The organism is Lutibacter sp. (assembly GCF_033723435.1).
GTDB lineage: Bacteria > Bacteroidota > Bacteroidia > Flavobacteriales > Flavobacteriaceae > Lutibacter.
This window is the reverse complement of record NZ_JAWVXC010000009.1, coordinates 56388-82303: the sequence shown is the minus strand read 5'-3', so window position 1 is coordinate 82303 and position 25916 is coordinate 56388. Positions and strand designations below refer to the sequence as shown.

At 29.6% G+C, this 25916-nt stretch carries 18 protein-coding genes; 7 read left to right on the top strand and 11 right to left on the bottom strand.

The window, feature by feature from the left end:
- From R3342_RS12330 to R3342_RS12315, 4 genes are all read right to left on the bottom strand, one after another.
- A partial coding sequence (locus tag R3342_RS12330; RefSeq protein ID WP_318940645.1) for a choice-of-anchor D domain-containing protein occupies positions 1-2343 on the bottom strand: 2343 nt, incomplete at its 3' end.
- Positions 2344-2416: 73 nt separating this feature from the next.
- On the bottom strand, positions 2417-3715 hold the full coding sequence (locus R3342_RS12325) for a carboxypeptidase-like regulatory domain-containing protein (protein ID WP_318940643.1): 1299 nt from the start codon (positions 3713-3715) through the stop codon (positions 2417-2419).
- A 115-nt stretch (positions 3716-3830) separates the two neighbouring features.
- Positions 3831-5531: a lysine--tRNA ligase gene (lysS, locus tag R3342_RS12320; protein ID WP_318940641.1), complete on the bottom strand. Its 1701-nt coding sequence runs from the start codon at positions 5529-5531 to the stop codon at positions 3831-3833.
- A gap of 240 nt (positions 5532-5771) precedes the next feature.
- A complete protein-coding gene (locus R3342_RS12315; protein WP_318940639.1) occupies positions 5772-6275 on the bottom strand; it encodes a DUF456 domain-containing protein in 504 nt (167 codons plus the stop codon).
- 129 nt (positions 6276-6404) lie between these two features.
- On the opposite strand from R3342_RS12315, the gene R3342_RS12310 reads away from it, so the two are divergent.
- The 4 genes from R3342_RS12310 to R3342_RS12295 are packed head-to-tail and all read left to right on the top strand — an operon-like array spanning position 6405 to position 10468.
- Entirely contained in the window at positions 6405-6776 is a 372-nt protein-coding gene (locus tag R3342_RS12310; protein WP_318940637.1) for a BlaI/MecI/CopY family transcriptional regulator, read from the top strand.
- Positions 6773-8689 carry a M56 family metallopeptidase gene (locus tag R3342_RS12305; RefSeq protein WP_318940635.1) on the top strand — a complete coding sequence of 639 codons (1917 nt, stop codon included), beginning with the start codon at positions 6773-6775 and terminating at the stop codon, positions 8687-8689. Before R3342_RS12310 ends, R3342_RS12305 begins: the two co-directional genes overlap by 4 nt.
- Positions 8690-8698: 9 nt before the next feature.
- Entirely contained in the window at positions 8699-9955 is a 1257-nt protein-coding gene (locus R3342_RS12300) for a tetratricopeptide repeat protein (protein ID WP_318940634.1), read from the top strand.
- Between the two features lie 39 nt (positions 9956-9994).
- Positions 9995-10468 carry a hypothetical protein gene (locus R3342_RS12295; RefSeq protein WP_318940632.1) on the top strand — a complete coding sequence of 158 codons (474 nt, stop codon included), beginning with the start codon at positions 9995-9997 and terminating at the stop codon, positions 10466-10468.
- Here R3342_RS12295 and obgE read toward each other — a convergent pair whose 3' ends face one another.
- The 3 genes from obgE to secDF form a co-directional block, all read right to left on the bottom strand.
- Positions 10469-11461 (bottom strand): GTPase ObgE, encoded by a 993-nt coding sequence (gene obgE, locus R3342_RS12290; protein WP_318940630.1) that lies wholly within the window; start codon positions 11459-11461, stop codon positions 10469-10471.
- 3 nt (positions 11462-11464) lie between these two features.
- Entirely contained in the window at positions 11465-12580 is a 1116-nt protein-coding gene (locus tag R3342_RS12285; protein ID WP_318940629.1) for an adenylate kinase, read from the bottom strand.
- A gap of 138 nt (positions 12581-12718) precedes the next feature.
- The gene (gene secDF, locus R3342_RS12280) at positions 12719-15718 is read right to left on the bottom strand and encodes a protein translocase subunit SecDF (RefSeq protein ID WP_318940627.1); all 3000 of its coding nucleotides are present in this window, start codon (positions 15716-15718) and stop codon (positions 12719-12721) included.
- 175 nt (positions 15719-15893) lie between these two features.
- Here secDF and R3342_RS12275 point away from each other — a divergent pair, with 175 nt between their 5' ends.
- Positions 15894-17561, top strand: coding sequence for a formate--tetrahydrofolate ligase (locus R3342_RS12275; protein WP_413468715.1), 1668 nt, complete (start codon positions 15894-15896; stop codon positions 17559-17561).
- Positions 17562-17631: 70 nt separating this feature from the next.
- Here the strand turns inward: R3342_RS12275 and mdh are convergent, their stop codons facing one another.
- The 3 genes from mdh to gyrB all read right to left on the bottom strand — a co-directional run bounded on the left by mdh (position 17632) and on the right by gyrB (position 21763).
- Positions 17632-18555 (bottom strand): malate dehydrogenase, encoded by a 924-nt coding sequence (gene mdh / locus R3342_RS12270; protein WP_318940624.1) that lies wholly within the window; start codon positions 18553-18555, stop codon positions 17632-17634.
- Between the two features lie 146 nt (positions 18556-18701).
- A complete protein-coding gene (locus R3342_RS12265; RefSeq protein WP_318940622.1) occupies positions 18702-19721 on the bottom strand; it encodes a DUF6588 family protein in 1020 nt (339 codons plus the stop codon).
- A 101-nt stretch (positions 19722-19822) separates the two neighbouring features.
- Positions 19823-21763: a DNA topoisomerase (ATP-hydrolyzing) subunit B gene (gene gyrB, locus R3342_RS12260; protein ID WP_318940621.1), complete on the bottom strand. Its 1941-nt coding sequence runs from the start codon at positions 21761-21763 to the stop codon at positions 19823-19825.
- Between the two features lie 306 nt (positions 21764-22069).
- Between gyrB and guaA the strand changes: the two genes are divergently transcribed.
- Both guaA and R3342_RS12250 read left to right on the top strand, forming a co-directional pair.
- Positions 22070-23602 (top strand): glutamine-hydrolyzing GMP synthase, encoded by a 1533-nt coding sequence (guaA, locus tag R3342_RS12255; RefSeq protein ID WP_318940619.1) that lies wholly within the window; start codon positions 22070-22072, stop codon positions 23600-23602.
- 22 nt (positions 23603-23624) lie between these two features.
- Complete coding sequence (locus R3342_RS12250; RefSeq protein ID WP_318940617.1) at positions 23625-25325, top strand: muramidase family protein; 1701 nt, start codon at positions 23625-23627, stop codon at positions 25323-25325.
- 65 nt (positions 25326-25390) lie between these two features.
- Here R3342_RS12250 and R3342_RS12245 read toward each other — a convergent pair whose 3' ends face one another.
- On the bottom strand, positions 25391-25906 hold the full coding sequence (locus R3342_RS12245; protein ID WP_318940615.1) for a DUF2892 domain-containing protein: 516 nt from the start codon (positions 25904-25906) through the stop codon (positions 25391-25393).
- Positions 25907-25916 lie beyond the last annotated feature (10 nt).

Below are 25916 nucleotides of genomic sequence, written 5' to 3'. Positions count from 1 at the left end.
TGCATCTAAAACAGGTAATCCTGCAAGGGTTTGATTTGTATTAGAATACAACGTGCCTGCAATATCAAATGTTGTTCCATTAGAGGTAACGTCTATATAATCTGGAATACCATCATTATCCGTATCTTTTACATATAAAGGCCCCGTACCTTGGCTAACATTACCATAAGAACCTGCAAATGTACTGCCATCAAAATAATCATACTTGTCTAATATACCATCAGTGAAATATTCTAATATACCATCAGAATTAATATCCGTTTCTCTATATGCATCGGTGTCAGAACCGTCTCCTGTTCCATCGCCATTGATATCTCCATCTCCATTTTGAGTGCCTGCTGGAGCACTTGTGCTAACTACTCCGGATTCATCCACGTCAAAAATACCATCATTATCACTATCTAAATCTATATAATTTGGTACGCCATCACCATCACTATCTATTGGAGAAACTGTTTCTGAAGCATCATTCATGCCATTACCATTGCTATCTGGAAATCCAAGATTAATTTTATCTGATCCATCATACCCAACAATTTTATCTAAATTTCCGCTTTCTACTACATCTGGTATGCCATCATTATCACTATCTAAATCGAAAGTATCCGCAACACCATCACTATCCGTGTCACATAAAGTCTGAGAAATTACTATATCGTCTAAGGCAAGGTCATTACCCATACCTCCTGGGTTGTTATTAATGAAATAAACATAAAATTCATTCACATCTAAACTTAAATCAGCTGTAAATTGATGCCAACTACTACTATCACCAGTAATAGATTCAGGAATATCTCCTGTTGTTATTACAGCAGGTAAACCTGTTGCTGTATTTGTCAATACATTATTTGAAGCGTCTCTGAACTCAACCCTTATATTAGGTTTTAGCTGACCTGGAGTTCCATCAGTTCTGATTAAATTTAATACCCAAAAACTATACGTAATAGGTACATTTGGTAAAGCTCCTTTTATAGTTGCTGTATAAAAAATTCCTGGGTCATAAGTTGCATTAAATATGGCCATTCGTCCATTAGTATCCCCTGTATGGTCTCCTCCTAACCACCATTGAGCAGGGGCCCAAGATGTTCCGTCCTGAGCATTATTGTAAACGGTATATTCTCCATCATTCACATTAGTTTCAATATCAGAAGAACAGCTAGATCCATATATGCCATCTTCCCAACAATACGTAGTTGTTGCAGGGTATGTTGTGTTAATTTGAACTCTGTTAGTTCCCGCTCCAAAAGTTTCGTTCAAATATTTATAGTTGGCAACTCCTGCTACGGATGATTTCCTACAATTTAATTCTTCATCAGAATCTTTAATGCCATCGTTATCATCGTCTATATCAACATTATCAAAAACACCATCTCCATCGCTTTCAAAAAAGTTTTGTTCTGCATTAGCTAAAATGCTAAAAGTATAGATACTTTCATCTGTGTCATTACTTGGTATTGAAATATCAAACTGAGCAGTACCAATTGCAGATGGGGTAAATGTAACGGTAAATGTTAAATCAGCTCCACCACTAATTATACTGCTAGCGGATGGTTGTGTGATGGAGAAATCAGAACTCCCTGTGCCTGAAACAATAGGTGTTCCTGTTAAATTTAAGGTAGCTGGTCCCAAATTACTAATAGTAAAAGTATGCGAAACAGGTACCCCTACATTTGTTGTTCCATAATCAGTATCATCTAATGGAGAAGGCGATATATCTCCAGATGCAATATTGATACTGTTTCCAGTAATATTTATTTCTTGGGATGTATATGGGTATAGAGTAAGTGAAATATTATCTATTGCCATATCACTACGATATCCATTTCCTACAACACCTCTAAATCTAATTTTTATTGTTTGTCCAGAGTAAGTACTTAAATCTATGTTTGCAGGAAGCCAAGAATCTAAACTGCTTGTTTGAACTTGACCTGTATTAGACCAAAGTGTTGTTGGGTAAGTTACACCTCCGTCTGTACTTATTTCAACATATAAACTTCCCATATCTGCTCCATACATATGGTAATAAAAAGTGAATAATGGACTTGAACCGTTTAAAGTAAATGAAGGACTTTCTAAAATTGCGGTATTATTAGAATTAGAGCTTGCTTCTGTATACAAGTAATAATTATTACTTGCTGCACTAGAAGGCCCAGTATTACTACTAGGTGTTGTTAATAAATTTCTCGTCCAATCTATATCATCACTTGAACTTTGCGTCCATCCATCAAGTCCTGTTTCAAAATCTGCACTATGAATTGTTGTTTGCGCATGTAGCACAATACAAAAACAACTTGTAAAAAGAAGTATTAGTATTTTTGGGGGATTAATAAAGTTATTAGCCATAATAATAGGGGTTTAAAGCTAAACTGAAATGCTAAAATAGTGAAAATTATCTATTTATGTAATTTTGAGGGTGTTAATTTAAGTTTTTTAACTGTTTTTTTATTTTTTTAATAGCAGATTCAATAGATTTTTCTGGCTCTATAACATTATAAGCTCCCCAAAAGTTAGGGTCGCTAAAACCTGAAGCTTTTTCACTCATAATTACGGAAGATCGTAATCTTTCTCTTGGTTTAATATATTTATTAGTTGTATTTTTATGCCAATCAGTAATTGCTAACTCACTGGTTGTTCGGTAAATTGTATTAAACCATTTTTTATCCCAATTAATTTTAAATCCTAATTCAATTCTACTATATCCAAAATACCATTTGTCATTTTTTTCTCTATAGTTTACTAGGTAGGATGTTTCAATTGGATAAACTTTTGCGTTTCTTGGTTTTTTGACAATAAATAATCTACTTGATTTAACTTTATCCTCTAAATTTAAATGAAATTTGGCAGAAATTAGAGCTAATGAATGTGCATCAATATACAGCTTACCATAATATAAAGGTGATTTAATATTTGGTTTTTGTTTAAAATTTACCACATATACAGGTCTATTATCAATTTTAGTAGATGTATCAAAGGTGAAATTATATAAAGCAAACATGTCATTTTCAAAAAACGAGTTATGGTTCTTTATAATATCAATATATATATTGCTAAAAGGGCCGCCTTTTAATTTAAATACTACTGTGTCTAGTTTGGAATAGTCAACACTTTTACGAGCTTTATATAGCTTTAAAATATCATTTCTACTATTAGTATAAGATTGTTTATTTATGCCAATTACTGCTTCTGATAAAGAAACATAGGTTCTTCTTTTTTTTATAGTTTCTCTATAGAAAGCGGTCATATTACTTAAAAAATCAGCATAATTATCTCCTTTTTTTCGAAGTACTTCGGCTACCAAAGTACTAGCATCTTTAACGTTTATTTTTACCTCAGAAAGTTCTTCAATATAAGTTTCTAGTTTAATAACTGCATTGTTTTTCTTTAGGTCATTTAGACTGATAATTTCACTTGTATATCCTAAAAATGAAACAGTTATTTGGTTGTTTTTAAATTTTTCAGGAACTTTTAATCGATATTTTCCTTGAATATTTGTTACAGTGCTTATATTGGTGTTATTGATTGAAAGAGTAGCTAAAGCTAATGGTTTTCTAGTATCGCTATTAATTACCTTTCCCTTATAAACTATAAATTTTAAACTATCTTGTTGGGAATTGTTATTAATATTGTTTTCAGCTAAAGCATTTATAGTTAAAAATATAGATGCGCTTAGAATTGCAATTTTTTTTATCCCGAAAATTTGTTTTAAAAATAACATAACCAATAATTTAAATTAAAGAGGTAAATTAATTACACAAGTTACTTAATTTTAAGGATAAAAAAAAGAACTACAATTAAGTAGTTCTTTTTTTATATTTACTATGTTGAGTTTTTTATATTATCTCCACAAATAAACCATCATCGGTATTATTAACTTTTGCAAGGTTATTTTTTGTTAATCCTTTTATGGTTTTATCCCATTTTTTATTGCTTAAACCACTTTGGGTTTTTAGTTCATTTAATAGAATAGGAGAGTTGTTTTCTAGAATTTTTAATAAATTCTTTTCTTCATCATTTAAAACCAATGTTGGAGTTTTTTTCTCTGGTTTCATTTGCGGAAAGAACAAAACATCTTGTATAGAACTACTGTTGGTCATAAACATTACGAGTCTATCAATTCCTATCCCAATTCCTGATGTTGGTGGCATTCCGTATTCTAAAGCTCGTATAAAATCTTGATCAATAAACATTGCTTCATCATCACCTTTTTCTGAAAGTTTTAATTGTTCTTCAAAACGTTCCTTTTGATCAATTGGATCATTTAATTCGGAATATGCATTTGCTAATTCTTTCCCATTAACCATAAGCTCAAATCGCTCTGTTAAAGCCGGATTGCTTCGGTGCTCTTTTGTAAGCGGACTCATTTCTTTTGGATAATCAGTAATAAATGTTGGTTGAATGTAAGTGTGTTCACATTTTTCACCAAACAATTCATCAATCATCTTGCCAATTCCCATAGTTTCATCTACCTCAATTCCTACTTTTTCACAAACTTCTCTTAGTTCTGTTTCATTCATTCCAGAAACATCATAACCTGTATGAGTTTTAATCGCTTCTAAAATAGGTACTCTAGGATATGGAGCTTTAAAACTTACTTTGTTTTCTCCAATTTGAACTTCGGTAGTTCCATTAGAATCTTTAGCAACTTTTTCTAATAAATCTTCTGTCATCTTCATCATCCAATTGTAGTCTTTATACGCAACGTATAATTCCATAACTGTAAATTCAGGATTATGGGTTCTATCCATCCCTTCATTTCTAAAATCTTTTGAAAATTCATAAACAGCGTCAAAACCACCAACAATTAATCGTTTTAAATATAACTCATTTGCGATTCTTAAGTATAAAGGAATATCTAAGGCATTGTGATGAGTTATAAAAGGTTTAGCTGCTGCTCCACCTGGAATTGGTTGAAGAATTGGCGTTTCAACTTCTAAATAACCACGACTGTTAAAAAACTCACGGATAGAGTTTGTTATTTTAGTACGTTTAATAAAAGTTTCTTTTACATGATCATTTACAATTAAATCTACATAACGTTGTCTATATCTTTGTTCTGCATCCGAAAAAGCATCATGAATATTACCTTCAGCATCGGTTTTAACAACTGGTAGCGGACGTAAACTTTTGGATAAAAGTGTTAATTCTTTAAGGTTAACAGATATTTCTCCCACTTTAGTTTTAAAAACTTCACCTTTTATACCAATTATATCTCCCATATCTAATAACTTTTTAAATACGGAATTGTACATGGTTTTATCATCGGTTTCGCAAAGTTCATCTCTATTAATATAAATTTGCATTCTTCCGCTAGCATCTTTTAATTCTGCAAAGGAAGCTTTTCCCATTACTCTTCTACTCATCATTCTACCAGCCAAAATAACTTCGTTACCTTCAAACTTCTTGAAATTGGTAAGAATTTCATCAATAGTAGCGGTTGTTTTAAATTCTTTTGCGGGATAAGGATTAATTCCTAATTCTCGTAATTTCTGAAGAGATTCTCTTCTAATTATTTCAAGTGCGGTTAATTGCATTCTACCTGTTTTTAAATTACTCTTATTTTGAAGTGTGCAAAGATACAATCAATTTAAAAAAATAAGTAATTTATAAACAAAAAGTAGTATTTATATTTTATATATATAATTTTTTTGTACCTTCGTTGTCTGCTTTCAAAGCAGATTAGTTGTGTTGTTTGACGATTATATCGTCAATGGTTTTTTAAAACCGATGGAAAGCTTCCCGAAAAACCGGGACGCTTTTTTTTTGGATTTGATTTAAAAACTAAAAAAAGCATCTTTATATTTCCAAAAGATAGCGATATAAAATCCCATAAAAATTACTGCAGTTATAAACTTTAAAAAGGTTGAAGTTAAAAAGCCTATAAAAGATCCAAAAGCAGCTTTTAAAGCTTTACCAGAGTTACTTTCTTTTATCATTTCTCCTAAAAATGCACCAACAAAAGGACCAATAATAATTCCAAATGGACCTAAAAATAACATTCCAAAAACTAACCCTACCATGGTTCCAATAACGCCATAACGAGTTCCTCCAAATTTTTTTGTGCCTATAGCTGGTATAAAATAATCTATAAGCCAAATAATAAAGGCAATAGCTAATGTGATCCCTAAAAAAGTATAATTTATAGGTACAGGTTTTGTAAAATGGAGTATTAACAACCCAAGCCAACTGGTTAATGGGCCCGGTAGTACAGGTAAAAAAGAACCAATAATACCTAATAGCACTACTATAAATCCAATAATTAATAAAAATATATCCATAAGTAAATATAAGTTTCTGTTTTATAATTAGCAAAACATAAAGCTTTTTTAAAATAATTAACTAAAAAATTAGTTTAAACTAAAATATTAGTTATATTTGTTTTATTGAACTAATAAATTAGTTAAAAAATGGATATTCAATTAACAAAAGCTGAAGAGCAATTTATGCAAGTTTTATGGGATTTAAAAGAAGCATCAGTTAAAGAAATTATTGATCAACTTCCCAAGCCAAAACCTGCTTATAATACAGTTTCTACTATTATTAGAATTTTAGAAAATAAAAATGTTGTTGGTCATAAGGTTAAGGGGAGAGGTTATATTTATTATCCGTTGTTACCAAAATCGGAATATAGCAACAAAAGCTTACAAAAAATTGTGGATGGTTATTTTGGGGGATCTTTTAAAAGTATGGTGTCTTTTTTTGTGAATAAAAATGATATTGATTTGAAAGAGTTAGATGTAATTATGAAAGTTATAAACGATAAAAAAACGAAGAAATGATAAATTATATACTCCAAGTCATTTTATTTCAAATATTATTTTTAGCTGTATATGATTTCTTTTTGAAGAAAGAAACATTTTTTAAATGGAATCGGCTATACTTATTGCTAACACCAATATTAGCACTAATAGTTCCTTTATTAAAACTAGAAAGTATTCAAAAAACGGTACCAAAAGAATATCTAATTTCTTTGCCTGAAGTAATTATAAATCAACAAGTTGTTATTGGGCAAACATCTAACGATACTTTTAAAGCTGATTATGTTTTAATTATTTTTTGGATAGGAGTTATTGTCTTTACAATTCTGTTTTTACTAAAATTAGCTAAAATAATTAGATTAATAATAACTAATAAAGTTATTAAGCAAGATTGGTATTCTTTGGTTATTTTAACAGATAAAGAATCAGCTTTTTCATTCTTCAATTATATTTTTATTAATGAAAAATTATTAAAAAACAATGATTTACAAATTATTCAACACGAACTAATTCATTGTAAGCAAAAGCATACTATTGATTTGTTACTATTTGAAATCCTAAAAATAGTGCAATGGTTTAACCCAATAATTTATTTATTTCAACAGCGGATTACTGCTTTGCATGAATACCTTTCCGATGATGAAATAATAAAACAAACAAATGCTAAAACGTATTTTAATAAACTTCTTTCAGAAACTTTTAATGTAGAAAATATCACATTTATAAATCAATTTTATAAACAATCCTTAATTAAAAAAAGAATAGCTATGATTACAAAAAACAAATCACAAAAAATTAAACAATTAAAATATTTATTAATAGCACCGTTGCTATTTACTATGTTAATTTTTAGCTCATTTCAAGATAAATCTATTGAAACATCAATAAATAATGATTTTCAATATTTGGATACAATTAACCCTAAAAATATCATTCTTTTTGATACCATTCCTTTTGCTATAGTTGATAAAGTTCCTATTTATCCAGGTTGTGAAGGAACTGAATCAGAATTGAAAAAGTGTTTACAAGAAAAAATCTCTATACATGTGAATAAGAAGTTTAATTCTGAAATTACAAATAATTTAAATTTAGAGCCTGGTATAAAAAGAGTTTTTGTAATTTTTACTATAAATAAAGAAGGACAAATTACAAATGTTAGAGCAAGGGCTCCGCATAAAAAATTACAAGAAGAAGCTATACGAGCTATTAAATCACTTCCAAAAATGATCCCAGGTGAATTTAAAGGTAAAGTTGTAAATATAAAATATAGTTTGCCAATAGCTATTATGGTTAGTGATAAATTAAAAAATAAAACTCAAATACAATTTGGACAAAATCAAAATGAAAACTCAATTATTGGTGAATTAGAAGGAGAATCAATAAGTAAAATATATGTTGGAAATAAACCTGAAGGTAAAATTGTGCAATATGAAGATTTGACAAAGAATGAAAAGGTTTTATTTGATCAATGGAGAAAAAAAAATAAATCAGACAAATACCCAATGCAAATTATTATTAAACCAAATGGAGAGAGAGTTTTATATTTAGAGAAAGGAAAAAAGAATAATAGCAAAAGTAGTGAATTTCCTTTTTCAGAAATAGATGAAGTTCCAGTTTACCCTGGTTGTAAAGGGGACCAAACAGTTTTGAGAAAATGTTTACAAGAAAATATTACCCAATTTGTTAGTGAAAACTTTAATGCCGATATGGCTAAAAATTTAAAATTATCGTCAGGTGTAAAACGAGTTTTTGTGATGTTTAGCATAGATAAAGAAGGACAAATTAAAAATATACATGCTAGAGCTCCACATAAAAAATTACAAGAAGAGGCCATACGAGTTATAAAGTTAATTCCAAAAATGATTCCGGGTATGCAAGATGGAAAAAATGTTAGCGTAAAATATAGTTTACCTATAGCTTTTAAAGTAGATTAAAAAAATGTTATGAGAGAGATTTTAATTACATTATTATTGCTAATAACAGTATTAAAAACCGAAGCACAATCTTCGGTTTTTACTTTTGTAGATAATTTATTACTTCAAGGAAATTATAAAAAAGCTTTAGTTTTATTAGATAAACAACAGCCCAAAACAATTGAATTGTATAATAAAACAGCTAATATTTACGAAACAATTGGTAACTATAATAAAGCCATTGAATATTATAAAAAAGCTTTACTTATTCAAGAGGATTCAAAAATAAAAGTAAAGTTAGGAAATGCATACAAGTCAGCAGGGTTAATTTCAGATGCAATTTTAATTTTCGAGAAAATTATAAAAAAAGATTCATCTAATTTATTGGTAGATAATAGTTTGGGAAAACTGTATTTAATGAAAAATCAACCAAAAAAAGCTGAGAAAATTTATAGATTTTTAAAGAAAAAAGATTCATTAAATCCCAATTATCCTTATCAACTAGCAAAATCATTGGCTAAACAGCATAAAAATTTAGCTATGGGGCAAAGTTATTTGGATGCTTATGATTTGGATACACTTCACTTTAAAAGTATTTATGAACTTGCTAAATTTTTTAAAACATTGAATTATAAAGATTCAACCATGTTATTTATTGACAAGGGGTTAAAAATTGATAGTACAAACGTAAACTTTATTCAGTTAAAAGCAACAGAATTGTATTATTCGAAAGAATTTAAAAAGTCCCTTAATTTTCTCAATCGTTTAGATAGTCTTGGTTTTGAATCGGTAAATACTTATCAAATGGTTGGTATGTGCTACTATAATTTAAAAGAGTATAATTTAGCAGAAGAATACTATAAAAAGGCATTAAAACTAGATAGAACTAATCCTAAAATTTTATATAGATTAGGAACATTGTATTATGAACAGAAAAAACCAAAATTGGCAAAAATTTATTTGTTTCAATCCATTATGTATGGAAAAGGTGATTTAGACAAACAATATTTTTTATCTGGAGTAATTGCAAGAGAAGAAAACAATTTGAAATTGGCATTGCGTTTATTTGAGGATTCCTATAAAAATAATAGAGATAATTATAAAGCTTTATTTCAATGGGCAATAGTTTCAGATGTCTTTTATAAAAATAAAAAAATAGCTTTAAAGCTGTATCAAAATTATTTTAATCAATTTAAGAATAAAGATAAAGAGATAACAGAGTATGTTGTTAATAGAATTAAAGAAATAAAAAAACAATATTTTATTGAGGGTGAAATTGTTGACTAACAGAAAATATTGTATTTTCACTTGTGGAAATCAAAAATTATGTTGAAAAAAGTATTAGCAATAATTTTCTGCTCGGCACTAACAATATCGTGCTCTTATTTTAACGAAGCTGATAGAAAGTCAGCTATACCAAAAATTGATACAGTTGTAGATTTTAATAGGGTAGATGCTTATCCTTTATTTCCTGTTTGTAAAGATATTCCGTCAAGAAAAAAGCAACAAATATGCTTTCAGTTACAAATGTCTCAATACATTTATGCTGCCTTAAAAAAGTATTCGTTAAGCACTAATCAACTAATAAATGATACAGTATTTGTTAAATTAAAAATAAATGCATTAGGAAAAACAAGTTTATCAAGTATTAAAATATCTGATAAAACAAAAGAATTATTGCCTGAATTTGATAGCTTGTTAAAAGTAAGTTTATTAAAATTACCTGTATTATCACCAGCAATTAAAAGAAATATGCCTGTTACAACAGAATTTACGTTACCTATAATTTTAAAGAATTAATTATTCATTTAGCATTTTCCAAAGAGTATCCTTAAGTTCTGTTAAACCTTGGTTTGCAACAGAAGAAATAAACAAAGTTTTAATATTTTTAGGTAATTCTTTTTTTAGTTCCTCTTTTAATTCTTCGTCTAATAAATCCGATTTTGATATAGCTAATAATCGTTCTTTATCTAATAATTCTGGATTATGTTTTTTTAACTCATTCAATAATATGTTGTATTCATTATTGATATCGTCTGAATCCGAAGGAATTAAAAATAATAAGGTTGAATTCCTTTCAATATGTCTTAAAAATCGATGTCCTAAACCTTTTCCTTCAGCTGCACCCTCAATAATTCCGGGAATATCTGCAATTACAAATGTTTGAAAATCTCTATATTCAACAATACCCAAATTAGGTTTTAAAGTAGTAAAAGCATAATCCGCAATTTTAGGTTTTGCAGATGTAAGTACGGATAATAAGGTTGATTTGCCTGCATTTGGAAAGCCAACCAAACCAACATCGGCTAAAACTTTTAATTCTAACTGAAACCAACCTTCTTTACCATCAATACCAGGTTGAGCATATCTTGGAGTTTGATTAGTAGCAGATCTAAAATTCCAGTTACCAAGTCCTCCCATACCACCTTCTAGCAAAATTTGTTCCTTGTTATCCGAAGTTATTTCAAAAAGTATTTCTTGTGTTTCACCATCTCTTATAATAGTTCCTAATGGAACATCAATATATACATCTTCACCATCTTTTCCAGAGCTGCGTTGTTTGCCTCCATGACCACCATGCTCTGCTCTAAAGTGCTTATTGAATTTTAAAGGATAAAGCGTCCACATATTTTTATTCCCTCTAACAATAATGTGACCACCACGACCACCATCACCACCATCAGGACCACCTTTGGTAATGTATTTTTCTCTGTGTAAATGCGCAGATCCACCACCACCTTTTCCGCTACTTGCAAAAATTTTGATATAGTCTACAAAATTTCCTTCTGTCATTAATTATAGTTTATCAATTACGTTACAAAGACGTTCGGTAATTTCTTCAATTGTACCAACACCGTTAATGCCGTAATATTTATGTTGTATTAGATAGAAATCTTTTAATATTTCAGTTTTGGCATGATATTCATTAAATCTGTGACGTATTTTCGGCTCGTTTTGATCATCTGGTCTGCCACTTGTTTTACCGCGCTCTAGAATACGATGAACTAATTCATCTTCAGGAACTTCTAAAGCAACCATTCCACTAATTGTTTCGCCTTTATCTAAAAGGAATTTATCTAGTGCTTCAGCTTGTGATGTTGTTCTTGGAAATCCATCAAAAATAAATCCTTTTGCATTTGGAGTTTCGTTAACTTTTTCTTCTAGCATGTGTATGGTAACTTCGTCTGGAACTAAATTCCCATCATCCATATAAGATTTAGCTAGTTTTCCTAATTGTGTATTATTTTTAATATTGTATCTAAAAACATCTCCAGTTGAAATATGAATTAAACCATATTTTGATTTTAACAATTCAGCTTGTGTTCCTTTTCCAGCACCTGGAGGGCCAAAAAGAACAATGTTTTTCATACTAGGGCTTTTTGTTAGCTGGTATATACTTGGCAAATTTCTACCTAGTCCATCATAATCTAAACCGTATCCTACAATAAATTTATCGGGGATAGGAATTCCAATATAATTTATTGGTAAATCTTTTTTAAAAACATCTGGTTTAAAAAATAATGTAGCAATTCTAAGATGTTTTAATTTTTTGGTATTAAATATTTTATATAATTCTTCAAGTGTATTTCCTGTATCAATAATATCTTCAAGAATAACAACCGTTCTACCTTCTAAATTTTCATTAATTCCAACTAATTGTTTAATATTTCCTGTAGAATTGGTGCCTTGATATGATGCTAGTTTAACAAAGGATACTTCACAGTTACCTTTGTATTGGCGTACAAAATCAGCCATAAACATAAAAGATCCGTTTAAAATACCTATAAAAAGAGGTGTTTCATTTTTATGATCTTTATAAACTTGATCTACTAAATCTTGAATAGAATTGTTTATCTTTTCTTGAGAAATATACTTTTTAAAGTATTTATCGTGAAGTTTAATTATACTCATTTTGATGCTTTGTTGCAAAGTTAATAATCCGTAGATAATATTAGCTTTTTTTTGAAAATTCTTTGTAAAAATTAAAGCATAAAAACCGTTTTGAAAATCAAAACGGTTTTTAAAATATTGTAATCTATTTAAATTTTATTATTTCTTTTTCTTTTTTTCTAACCACTTCACAGTATCATACATAATAGGTGATGCAATATATAGTGAAGAGTAAGTACCAACTACAATTCCAACTATTAATGCAAACATAAATCCTTTAATAGAATCTCCACCAAATAAGAAGATAGCTAATAACACTACTAATGTTGTTAATGAAGTGTTTATAGTTCTACCTAATGTTGTACTTAAAGCTCGGTCAATTAAAGTTGAGAATTTCCAAGAAGTATGAATTCCTGTAAATTCACGAATACGGTCAAATACAATTACAGTATCATTAATTGAGTAACCAAGCACCGTTAAAATTGCTGCAATAAAGGATTGACCTATTTCCATATCAAAAGGTAAATAATGATAACCTAATGAGAAAATTCCAATAACAATAGTAACATCGTGGAATAATGCCGCTACAGCACCAAAACTATATTGCCATTTTTTAAATCTGAATAAGATGTATAAAAAGATAACTAATAACGATCCTAAAATTGCCCATCCTGCTGCTGTTTTAATATCATCGGCAATAGTTGGTTCAACTTTAATAGAGCTTAAAATACCAACCGTTTTATGTCCTCCATAACCTGGTTTAAATTGTTCTAAAGTTACATCTTTAGGGATGTAATTTTGTAATCCTTTATATAATAAATCTTGAACTTCACCATCAATTTGGTTCCCTTCTTGATCAATTTTATATTTTGTGGTAATTTTTAACTGACTAGATTCACCGTAAGTTTTTACTTCAGGAGCACTTCCAAAAACATCTTTTAAAGTATTTGCTACATCCGTTGGGTTTGTAGGTTTTTCAAATTTAACTACATATGATCTACCTCCAACAAAATCAACTCCATAATTTAATCCAGTTGTAATTAAGGATGTAACAGATATTATAATTAAAGTACCAGAAATTACATAAGCTATTTTACGTTGCTTTAAAAATTCAACGGTAATTTTTGTAAACCATTTTTTAGTAATGTTAGTATTGAATGTAAACTTTTTACCTTTATTAGTATACCAGTCAACTAATAATCTGGTTATAAAAACAGCAGTAAATAAAGAAGTAATAATACCCACCATTAATGTATAAGCAAAACCTTTAACTGGTCCAGTACCAAATACATACAATATAATACCAGTTAACATAGTAGTTATGTTGGCATCAACAATTGCAGATAAAGCTCCTTTAAAACTAAATCCGTGATTAATAGCTGCTTTTAAATTTTTACCACTTCGCAATTCTTCTTTGACACGTTCAAAAATAATTACGTTCGCATCAACCGACATACCAATTGTTAAAATAATACCGGCAATACCTGGTAACGTTAGTACGGCTCCAAATGCAGTTAGTATACCAAAAATGAATAGTAAGTTTGCAATTAAGGCGATATCTGCAAAACCACCTGCTTTTCCATAATAGAAAATCATCCAACCTAAAATAAGTAGTAAAGCTAAAAAGAAAGAACGCATACTACTGTTAATTGCTTTTTGCCCTAAAGAAGGACCAACAATTTCAGATTGAATAATATGTGCTGCTGCTGGTAATTTACCTGCTTTTAAAACGTTGGCAATATCTTGAGCTTCTTCAACGGTCATACTTCCTCCTGAAATAGAAGTCCTGCCATTGGTAATAGCTGTATTAACAGATGGAGCTGTGTAAACAAAATCATCTAAAACAACTGCAACAAATTTACCTACATTTTCGGTAGTCATTTTTGCCCATTGTCTTGTACCAACAGCATTCATTGTCATACTAACTTCTGGTTTCCCTGTTTGCCCAAATTCTTGACTAGCATCAATAATTACATCTCCTTCAATTGGCGCTAAATCTTGTCTGTTAGATTTTATTCCGTATAAATAGATAAGTTGAGTGTCTTCGTTAGAGTTTGTAGTTTTAGCTGAAAAAGGCTTGTAATCCCATAAAAATTTAATGTATTTCATGTTGTTAGGCAATAAAGCTCTAACACTTTTCATTCTTAAATATTTATTCACTTTTGCTGTATCTTCAACTCTTGCTGTTGCTATAACTGAAGAAACTTGATTTTGTGATTGAGGAACACTTGGCGTTAATACTGAAAATAAGTTTTCAACTTTTTTGGTTGCTAATGAATCAGATACTTCCCCTAATAAATCTTTTAAATTGTCTTTATTGGATGTAGCTGTAGTGTCAACTTTATGTTCTTCTTTTAAGATGTTTTCAACAACGTTATTTGCTTGATAAAAGAAGTTTGCAGTTTCTTGATTAGAATAAACTTCAAAAAATTGCAATTTTGCGGTACTTTGTAATAATTTTTTTACACGTCCAATGTCTTTGGCTCCAGGTAATTCAATTAAAATTCTACCTGATTTACCAATTCTTTGAATGTTAGGTTGTGTAACACCAAATTTATCAATACGACTTCTTAAAACTTCAAAAGCAGTATTAACAGAGCTAGTTACCTCAGCAGCTATAATTGGCTTAACTTCATCATTAGTTAATTTGAAACTAATTTTTTCACGAAGTGATTTGTTTCCAAAAATACTTGGGTCGCTTAGCTTAATTTTTCCATCACTTAATTTTTCAAATTCTTTAAAAAATAAATTTAAAAATGTGTCGTCACTACTTTTTTGAGCTTTTGTAGCGTTTGCTAATGCTTCATTAAAAATAGGATTTTTGGAATCATTTGATAAACCAATTAAAATATCTTTAACCGATACTTGTAAAATTGCGTTTATACCTCCTTTAAGGTCAAGACCTAAATTTATTTCTTTATCCTTAATATCATTATAGCTAAATTTAGCAACACCTATATTAATTACCGGTTTATTGGCAACGGAATCTAGGTAATGTTGTTCGTATTTTGCTATTTCTTTACCATCGTCAGATTTAGATTCAGCAAATATTTTTGCTTTTTTCTCAACACCATGTGTAAACCAAGTAAAAGATAGTTGGTAGATACTTACTAATCCAAAAAGAATAGCGAATAACTTTATAAGTCCTTTATTTTGCATGTTACTTTTTTTAAATAAAATTCTATTGTAATAAACGTGCAAATATATAATTTCAAACACGATTTAACAATTCTTTTTTAGTTTTTATAGGGATTAAGCATAACGATTTAATTAATAGGCAATTTAATTGCTCAAATTTGTATCTTTGCACCTAAATTTTTTGGACATGAAAACTATGACAGATATAGATATAGCTCAAGGAAAAGAGCTTAAACATATTAAAGAAATTGCTACTAAATTAAATATTAAAGAAGACGATTTAGAAATGTATGGAAAATACAAAGCTAAATTGCCTTTAAATTTAATTGATGAAGAAAAAATAAAACAAAATAATTTAATTTTAGTTACAGCTATTACACCAACACCGGCAGGAGAAGGTAAAACAACAGTTTCAATAGGCTTAACTGAAGGTTTAAATAAGATAGGAAAACAAGCAACAGTAGTTTTACGAGAACCGTCATTAGGACCTGTATTTGGTATTAAAGGAGGGGCAGCAGGTGGAGGATATTCTCAAGTGGTTCCAATGGAAGATATAAATCTTCACTTTACAGGAGATTTTAACGCTATTGAAAAAGCCAATAATTTACTTTCAGCGTTAATTGATAATAACTTACAAAGTAAATGTTGTAGCTTTAATTTAGATCCAAGAACTATTTTGTGGAAAAGAGTTATCGATATGAACGACCGCTCTTTGCGAAACATAATTATAGGTTTAGGTGGTACAGCAAATGGAATTCCTAGAGAAGATGGTTTTAATATAACACCAGCTTCTGAAGTTATGGCTATTTTATGTATGGCTACAGATTTTGAAGATTTAAAAAAGCGTTTGGGAGATATTTTTATAGGATTTACTTTTGATAAAAAACCAATTTTTGCAAAAGATTTAAAAGCACAAGACGCTATGGCCATTTTGCTTAAAGATGCTATAAAGCCTAATTTAGTACAAACTTTAGAAGAAAATCCTGCAATAATACATGGAGGTCCTTTTGCAAATATAGCTCAAGGCACAAATTCAATTTTAGCAACAAAAATGGGGCTTTCATTATCTAATTATGTAGTAACAGAAGCCGGTTTTGGAGCAGATTTAGGTGCTGAAAAATTCTTAAATATTAAGAGTGTTGCGGCAAATTTAAATCCTAAAGCAGTAGTATTAGTAGCTACAATTAGAGCTTTACGCCATCATGGAGGTGCAACAAAAGAAGAATACAATACTCCAAATCTTCAATTTGTAAAGGATGGATTCTGTAATTTGGAAAAGCATATTGAAAATATTAGAAAATTTAATATTGAACCAGTTGTTGCAATAAATGCATTTATAAGTGATACTTACGAAGAAATAAATTTTATTATTGATAAATGTAAAGAATTAGGCGTTAAAGCAGTTGTATCAGAAGGTTGGTCTAAAGGAGGAAAGGGAACAGAAAAGTTGGCAAAAGCGGTTGTAAGGGTTGTAGAATCTAACAAAACACATTTTACACCTATTTATAATTGGGATGAGCCAGTTAAAACAAAAATTGAAAAAATAGCGAAAGAAATTTATGGAGCAGCTGGAGTAGATTATGACAAAAAGGCCAAACTAAATTTAAATCGTATAGAAAGATTGGGTTTTAATAATTTTGCGGTTTGTATGGCTAAAACTCAAAAATCTTTTTCGGATAATGAAACTTTAGTAGGAAGACCAAAAGACTTTATTGTTACTGTTCGTGAAATTGAAATTGCTGCTGGCGCTGGGTTTATTATTCCTATATTAGGTCAAATGATGCGTATGCCAGGATTGCCTGGAAAACCTGCTTCCGAAAAAATGGAAATAGATAAAGATGGTGTAATTTCAGGTTTATCTTAGATAAAAAAATTAAAAACCCTTTAGAAATTTAATTTCTAAAGGGTTTTTATTATGAATTATAAATATATAATTAATCTAATAATCCGTTAGTTTTTTTAACAGCCTCTGCACTCTCGTGTAATTTTGTTTTTTCAGCATCTGTTAATTCTAACTCTACAATTTTTTCAATACCATTTTTTCCTAAAATACAAGGAACACCTATTGAAATATCATTTAATCCATATTCTCCTTCTAATAAAGCAGAACAAGGGAACATTTTTTTAGAATCTAAAGCTATTGCTTTTACTAGTTCAGAAACTGCTGCGCCAGGAGCATACCATGCACTTGTGCCTAACATTTTTGTTAAAGTGGCTCCACCAACTTTTGTGTCTTCTGCAACTTGTTGGATTCTTTCTTCAGATAAAAATGTAGAAACTGGTAAGCTGTTTCTAACTGCAAATCGTGTTAATGGAATCATTCCTTTATCACTATGACCACCAATTACCATTCCGTTTACATCGGATGTTGGGCAATCTAAAGCTTCTGCTAATCTATATTTGAAACGAGCACTATCTAAAGCTCCACCCATACCTATAATTCTGTTTTTTGGTAATCCGGTAGTTTTATGAGCTAAATATGCCATAGTATCCATTGGGTTACTTACCACAATTAGAGTAACATTTGGAGAGTGTTTAATTAAATTTTCAGTTACAGATTTTACAATACCTGCGTTTATACCTATTAACTCTTCACGCGTCATTCCGGGTTTTCTTGGAATACCACTAGTTACTACAGCAATATCACTATTTGCTGTTTTAGAATAATCGTTGGTGGATCCTGTAATTTTTGTGTCAAAACCCATTAATGATGATGTTTGCATCAAATCCATAGCTTTACCTTCTGCGTAATTCTCTTTAATATCAATAATTACTACTTCAGAAGCGAAATTTTTTACTGCAATGTACTGAGCACAACTTGCTCCTACAGCACCTGCACCTACTATTGTTACTTTCATTTTGTGTTAATTTATAATGATGTTTATTTAAGTTTAAAATGCGATCTATCAAAATTACAATATTTATAAGAAAATTAATGCAATATTTATAACAAAAAAAGGATTGCTGTAAACAATCCTTTAAATTTGATTTAATAAGAGTTTTTTTATCTGAAGCTAAAAGAAATACCTGCTGAAATAGTATTGTATTCTTTTAAAGTATAGTCGCCATATATTTTAAAGAAACCTAAATTGAATCTAGCTCCTAAAGTTCCTCTAAGTCCATTTGCATTAAAATCCATATTAATAGGATCGGTTACAGATTCTGTAATGGTTGTATTTGAACCAGTATCAGTATATTCTAATTCATAAGTTCCTTTTATTTTTAAAGTAGAATTTCCTTTGTCAAAGCCAACACTTCCAAATAGGGTAATAATTGGAAAATCTAATGAAGCTACTGCTTGAACAGTATAAGCATTTAATTTAAAAGCAGCTTCCTGATTGTTTCCTGCAAGTGAACTTACATTTTGTAAGTTATAGGTTGAAGTCATGGTTGTATACCCTGCAAATAATGCAATGTTTAAAGGAAGTTTATCTAAAGGACCAAAATATTGCATTAAATTGTGTTTTATTCCAATACCAAATAGACTTCCATCTATATCATTTGTATTTATTTTTGGTAAAATTCTAAGACTAATATCAGTGCTAAAAGGAACACCAACACTTGCTTGAATCATTGGTGAAGGAACGGCATTTAAAGGCATATCTCCACCTATGCCATCTGGCATATTAATTTCTGCAACTTTATAATTTCCGTTACCATAGGGAATTCTAACTCCTATTGTGCTATTATTATTACCTCCCATAACCGTTTGAATTTCACTATTACCACTTTCTAAATTTAAATATTGGTAGTCAGCAGCAGTAAATTGAAAAGTTCTTGAAGATTTAGGAACAATTGCGGTACTTATATTAATTGTTAAATCGAAACCAAGTTTTTTATGAGTTTTTGCAGCGGTGTACCATCCATCATTTAAGCTGTAGGACATACCATTCATAACAGGTGTCATATAGTTTTGAAATAAAAGGGATGCATCATCGCCAGCTTTTAATAATACATCTAGGTCTTGAGATTTTGCGGAGTAACTTAATACTAAGGTAAGTATTAATAGGACTAGTTTTTTCATAAGAGGGGTTTATAATTTAAAAACAAATATAAGCAATTTGTACTATAAACAACAAAGGCTACTTGAAAAAGCAGCCTTTGTTGTTTTATATTTAAGACAAACTATACATCAATTTTAGCATATTTTGCATTTTTTTCAATAAATTCTCTACGAGGAGGAACCTCATCTCCCATTAACATAGAAAATACTCTATCTGCTTCGGTTAAATTATCAATGGTAATTTGACGAAGTGTTCTAAATTCAGGATTCATGGTAGTATCCCAAAGTTGTTCTGCATTCATTTCTCCAAGACCTTTGTAACGTTGAATTGTAGTTCCACCACCTAGTTGTTGTGAAATTAAATCTCGTTGATCATCACTCCAAGCATACTCTCTTTTCTGACCTTTTTTAACCAAATAAAGAGGAGGAGTAGCAATATAAACATAACCGCCTTCAATTAATTCTTTCATATATCTAAAAAAGAAGGTTAAAATAAGTGTTGCAATATGACTACCATCAACATCGGCATCCGTCATAATTACAATTTTGTGATATCTTAGTTTGCTGAGATTTAATTCTTTACTATCTTCTTCAGTTCCTATAGTTACACCTAAGGCAGTAAACATATTTTTAATTTCCTCATTTTCAAAAACCCTATGTTGCATTGCTTTTTCAACGTTTAAAATTTTACCACGTAATGGTAAAATTGCTTGAAAAGCTCGGTCTCTACCTTGTTTTGCAGTACCTCCTGCAGAATCCCCTTCCACTAAGAAAATTTCACATTTTTCAGGATCTGTTTCAGAGCAATCACTTAATTTACCGGGTAAACCACCAATAGACATTACAGTTTTTCGCTGTACCATTTCACGTGCTTTTTTAGCAGCATTACGTGCTTGAGCAGCTAACATAACCTTTTGAACTATAATTTTAGCATCATTAGGATTCTCTTCTAAATAGTTTTGCAGCATTTCAGAAACTGCTTGACTTACAGCAGAACTTACTTCGCGATTTCCTAATTTAGTTTTGGTTTGTCCTTCAAATTGCGGTTCAGCCACTTTTACAGAAATAATAGCTGTTAATCCTTCTCGGAAATCATCTCCAGCAATGTCAAATTTTAATTTATCTAACATTCCAGAAGACTCTGCATATTTTTTTAGCGTGTTTGTTAATCCACGTCTAAACCCAGATAAATGGGTTCCTCCTTCATGCGTGTTTATATTGTTTACATACGAATGTAAATTTTCTGTGTAAGAAGTGTTATAAACCATTGCAACTTCAACAGGAATACCGTTTTTTTCACCTTCCATTGAAATTATACCTGCGGTTAATTGCTCTCGGGTGGCATCTAAATAAGCAACAAATTCTGGTAATCCTTCATCACTATAATATTTGTTACTCAAATAATTACCTTCATCGTCTTTTGTTCTTTTATCTGTAATTGTAATGGTAACTCCTTTATTTAAATAGGAAAGTTCTCTAAGTCTAGTAGCTAGAGTTTCATAATTAAATTCAATAGTTTGCGTAAAAATAGTATTATCTGGAGTAAAAGTTACAAGTGTACCTTTTTCGGTAGTTGTGCCAACGGTTTTTGCAGGATATAACGTTTTACCTCTTTCATATTCTTGTTCCCATATTTTTCCATCTACAAAAACAGTTGCTTTTAAATGTTCGGATAATGCATTTACAACAGAAACTCCAACACCGTGTAATCCACCAGATACTTTGTATGAATCTTTATCGAATTTACCACCAGCTCCAATTTTAGTCATTACTACTTCTAAAGCAGAAACGCCTTCTTTTTTGTGTAATCCAACTGGAATACCACGACCGTTATCTCTAACTGAAATAGAACCATTTTCATTAATAATAACATCAATAGTATCACAATGTCCAGCCATTGCTTCATCAATGGAATTATCTACAACTTCACTTACTAAATGGTGTAAACCACGAACACCAACATCCCCAATATACATGGATGGACGCATACGAACATGCTCCATTCCTTCTAACGCCTGAATACTATCCGCTGAATAATCGTTTTTTTTCTCTTCGTTGCTCATAAAAATATTAATTTTATATGTAATTTAACCTAACAAATATAATAATTCAGATAGTGATTTTTAACTACTAAACTAGCTGTAAGAATGAAGTTATTAACAATTGTTATTTACTTAAAAATGGCTTAAATCGCCTGAAAAAAGCTTTAAAATTAAATTTCAGGATTTTAATTTCTTTAAATTATTTAAAATTTCTAATTGTTGCTTATATTCAATTTAAATGTGTTAATATTTTTTAAAATTTTAATAAAAAAGTCAAAAAAAAAGTCAAACTATTCTAGTATAATTAATTAAATACTATTTTTGCGGATGCAACAAAAGGTACTTATTTTAGATTTCGGATCGCAATACACACAGTTAATTGCCCGAAGAGTTAGGGAGTTAAATATTTTTTGCGAAATTTTCCCTTATAACAGTTCAAATTTTAAAATTGAAAATTATAAAGCTGTAATTTTATCAGGAAGCCCATTTTCTGTTAGATCAAGTGAAGCTCCAAAGCCAGATTTATCTTTAATTAAAGGTAAATTACCATTATTGGGTGTGTGTTTTGGTGCGCAGTTTATGGCTCAAAATTTTGGCGGAAAAGTGGAAGCTTCTGATACTAGAGAATATGGAAGAGCAAACTTAAGTAATATTCAAAAAGATGAAGCGTTTTTTGAAGGAGTTTCTAAAGGAAGTCAAGTTTGGATGAGCCATAGTGATACCATAACTAAATTGCCAGAAAATTGCGAGTTACTAGCAAGTACTTCAGATGTTGAAAATGCAGCTTTTAAATTTAAAAATGAAAAAACATACGCAATTCAATTTCATCCTGAAGTATATCACTCTAAAGATGGTTTAAAAATTTTAGAGAATTTTTTAGTAAAAATTGCTTCTGTAGCACAAACTTGGACACCAGATTCATTTGTTGAAACTACCGTTAAATCTCTTCAAAATACTTTAGGAAAAGATAAAGTTGTTTTAGGTTTATCGGGAGGTGTTGATTCTACGGTTGCGGCTACGTTATTGAGTAAAGCAATTGGTAAAAACTTATATTGCATTTTTGTAAATAACGGTTTGTTACGTAAAAATGAATTTGAAAATGTATTGAATCAATACAAAGGAATGGGTTTGAATGTGAAAGGAGTTGATGCTTCGGCACGTTTCTTGAAAGAACTTGCAGGAGAATCTGACCCAGAAGGAAAACGTAAAATTATTGGTAGAGTTTTTATTGAGGTTTTTGATGATGAGGCTCATTTAATAAAAGATGTAAAATGGTTAGCGCAAGGAACTATTTATCCAGATGTGATAGAATCCGTTTCAGTAAGTGGTGGACCATCAGCTACTATAAAATCACACCATAATGTTGGTGGATTGCCAGATTTTATGAAGTTAAAAGTGGTAGAACCATTAAAAATGTTGTTTAAGGATGAAGTTAGAAGAGTTGGAAAAACATTAGGAATTGATGCTGAATTATTAGGCAGACATCCATTTCCAGGTCCAGGATTAGGAATTAGAATTTTAGGAGATATAACCGAAGAAAAAGTAAGAATATTACAAGAAGTTGATGCTATTTTTATAAACGGATTAAAGGAAGCAGGTTTGTATAATAAAATTTGGCAAGCAGGTGTTATGTTATTACCTGTAAATTCTGTTGGAGTTATGGGGGATGAGCGTACTTATGAAAAAGTAGTTGCTTTAAGAGCAGTAGAGTCAACAGATGGAATGACAGCGGATTGGGTAAATTTACCTTATGAATTTTTACAAAAAATATCGAATAAAATAATAAATGGCGTAAAAGGCGTTAATAGAGTAGTATATGATATCAGTTCAAAACCACCAGCAACCATTGAATGGGAATAATCGATTAGATAAATTACAACCTATGAAAAAAATATTTTTATTAGCAATTCTTCTTTTTTTTATAAGCGAAATTAATTTTGCTCAGCAAAAAAAATATAAATCGTATTACGTTAAGCAAGGTGAAACTATGAGAAGCATTGCTAAGGAATATAATTTATCCACTAAAGATTTATTGCGTTTAAATCCGGGGATAAAACGTAAACCTAAACCAAATACGGTTATTATTGTTCCAAATATATATATTGGAAAAAATATTTCCAATATTAAAAATGAGGCTAATAAAGGTGATTTTTATATAGTTAAACCAAAAGAAACGCTATATGGTATTTCTAAAAAGTTTAACATTACTATTGAAGATTTAAAAAAAGCAAACCCAAAATTGGTAGATGGTGTTAAAATAGGAATGCAATTAATTATTCCAGAGCCCACTGAAGAGGTGGCTATTGACTCTACTAATTATGTAATTCATAAAGTGATTAAAGATGATACTTTTTATAGTTTAACAAAAAAGTATGATGTTACGGAAGATGATTTAAAATCTTTAAATCCTGAGCTAAGCGAAGGTTTAAAACTAGGAATGGTTTTAAAAATAAAACCTCTTATAGAAGAGGAAAATATTGAAGCTTTTAAAGAAGATTTAAATCTTGATAAAGAATTAAAAGTTTATTTTATGTTGCCATATCAATTAAATAAACTAAATGATTCCATTGAAACAGAAGGGTTTAGTAAGTCAAATTCCTTACTTAATATTACTACCGATTTTCATTTAGGGGCTTCCATAGCAATTGATTCTTTAAGAAAAAAAGGTTTGAATATTAAAGTTGAATTTATGGATACTGAAAATTCAAAATACAAATTACAATATTTAGTTAATAAATATAATTTTACTAAAAATGATGTTGTAATAGGTCCTTTGTTTTATGATAAGGCTTATTGGGTTGCAAACCATATTAATAGTTATGTAGTTGCTCCGTTTTATTCTAAAAATCAGGAAAAACTTGCAGCTAGAAACTTAATTAAATCAGCTCCAGATGATAATTTTTTAACTTCAAAATTAGTTGATTTTATAAAGGAAAAATATAATGGAGAAAACTTAGTGCTAATTAATGATGATAAAGAAGAAAATCAACATAAACTTTGGCATATTGTAAATCAACTTAAGCAAATGGATTCTGTTCAAGGAATTTCCGTTGTAAAATCTAAGGAAGGATTTATTGATATAGATAAACTTACCGAAAAAATGGTAGAGAATAAATCTAACTGGGTTATATTAATTTCAGATGATTTAATAACTACAGTTGCAGCAGTTAATAGTTTAAAAAGTTTTGACGAAACGTTTAATGTAACTTTATTTTCAGTAAAAAAAGGAAGAAATTTTAATACCATAAACAATAACTATTTAGGTAAATTAAATTTCACTTATCCATCTATGGAAAATATTAATTTTAATAAGATGGAAAATAGTGCTTTTTATAAAATGTTTAAAAATAAGAATTTTGCATTGCCATCTAAATATGCAATAAGGGGTTTTGATGTTACTTATGATGTTTTATCAAGACTGGCGAGTGGTGAAGATTTAGAAGAAGGGCTATTGTCTGGAGAATCTTTTAGGGTTCAAAATGATTTTTATTTTGTACGGAATCAACAAAATGAAATTGAAAATGAAGGTGTTCATATTGTTCGTCTTTCTAAAGATTTAGTTCCAAAAATACTTAAATTTTAAGCCAAAAATAGGGCAATAAAAAAACTCGCTTTATGCGAGTTTTTTTATTTAAAGTAATTTTTAAATTATACTTTTTTCATTTGTTGTTTTAACATTTTAATTTGCTCTGTTAAAACACCTTGAGTATCTAATTTTTTCGCTTCATTTATAAGCGTTGTTGCTTCACGTTTTCTTCTTTTAGTTAAAGCTATTCCTGCTAATTGAAGCTTTGCCATTGCAATATCATGCTTCATATTTAATCCTAATTTTAATGCTTTTTTAAAGAATTTTTCAGCTTGAGTAATATTAGTTTGTGATAGCATAATTCCTTTTAAAAAATTATAATAACCTTCTTGTTTGCTTACTAAAGCTGTACTAGGATTTTTAATATAGTTTAACCATTTATCTGCACCTGCAAAATTTTGTTTTCTTAATTGCCAAAAGGCTAATAAAATAAATTCATTTTTAAAATAGAATAGCACAAAAATTCCAGCTAGCAATACTAATGAAATTCCATTCATAATATTACTTTCAATAAATTGAAAAGTGGCCCAAACTAAAATAGCTGCAGCAATTACTAATTTTATATATTTATTATACATATTAATTAAC

Excerpts from the sequence above, each read along its gene's own strand:
- R3342_RS12325 (WP_318940643.1), bottom strand. The coding sequence starts at position 3,715 with ATGTTATTTTTAAAACAAATTTTCGGGATAAAAAAAATTGCAATTCTA.
- lysS (WP_318940641.1), bottom strand. The coding sequence starts at position 5,531 with ATGCAATTAACCGCACTTGAAATAATTAGAAGAGAATCTCTTCAGAAA.
- R3342_RS12315 (WP_318940639.1), bottom strand. The coding sequence starts at position 6,275 with ATGGATATATTTTTATTAATTATTGGATTTATAGTAGTGCTATTAGGT.
- R3342_RS12310 (WP_318940637.1), top strand. The coding sequence starts at position 6,405 with ATGGATATTCAATTAACAAAAGCTGAAGAGCAATTTATGCAAGTTTTA.
- R3342_RS12305 (WP_318940635.1), top strand. The coding sequence starts at position 6,773 with ATGATAAATTATATACTCCAAGTCATTTTATTTCAAATATTATTTTTA.
- R3342_RS12300 (WP_318940634.1), top strand. The coding sequence starts at position 8,699 with ATGAGAGAGATTTTAATTACATTATTATTGCTAATAACAGTATTAAAA.
- R3342_RS12295 (WP_318940632.1), top strand. The coding sequence starts at position 9,995 with ATGTTGAAAAAAGTATTAGCAATAATTTTCTGCTCGGCACTAACAATA.
- obgE (WP_318940630.1), bottom strand. The coding sequence starts at position 11,461 with ATGACAGAAGGAAATTTTGTAGACTATATCAAAATTTTTGCAAGTAGC.
- R3342_RS12285 (WP_318940629.1), bottom strand. The coding sequence starts at position 12,580 with ATGAGTATAATTAAACTTCACGATAAATACTTTAAAAAGTATATTTCT.
- secDF (WP_318940627.1), bottom strand. The coding sequence starts at position 15,718 with ATGCAAAATAAAGGACTTATAAAGTTATTCGCTATTCTTTTTGGATTA.
- R3342_RS12275 (WP_413468715.1), top strand. The coding sequence starts at position 15,894 with ATGACAGATATAGATATAGCTCAAGGAAAAGAGCTTAAACATATTAAA.
- mdh (WP_318940624.1), bottom strand. The coding sequence starts at position 18,555 with ATGAAAGTAACAATAGTAGGTGCAGGTGCTGTAGGAGCAAGTTGTGCT.
- R3342_RS12265 (WP_318940622.1), bottom strand. The coding sequence starts at position 19,721 with ATGAAAAAACTAGTCCTATTAATACTTACCTTAGTATTAAGTTACTCC.
- gyrB (WP_318940621.1), bottom strand. The coding sequence starts at position 21,763 with ATGAGCAACGAAGAGAAAAAAAACGATTATTCAGCGGATAGTATTCAG.
- guaA (WP_318940619.1), top strand. The coding sequence starts at position 22,070 with ATGCAACAAAAGGTACTTATTTTAGATTTCGGATCGCAATACACACAG.
- R3342_RS12250 (WP_318940617.1), top strand. The coding sequence starts at position 23,625 with ATGAAAAAAATATTTTTATTAGCAATTCTTCTTTTTTTTATAAGCGAA.
- R3342_RS12245 (WP_318940615.1), bottom strand. The coding sequence starts at position 25,906 with ATGTATAATAAATATATAAAATTAGTAATTGCTGCAGCTATTTTAGTT.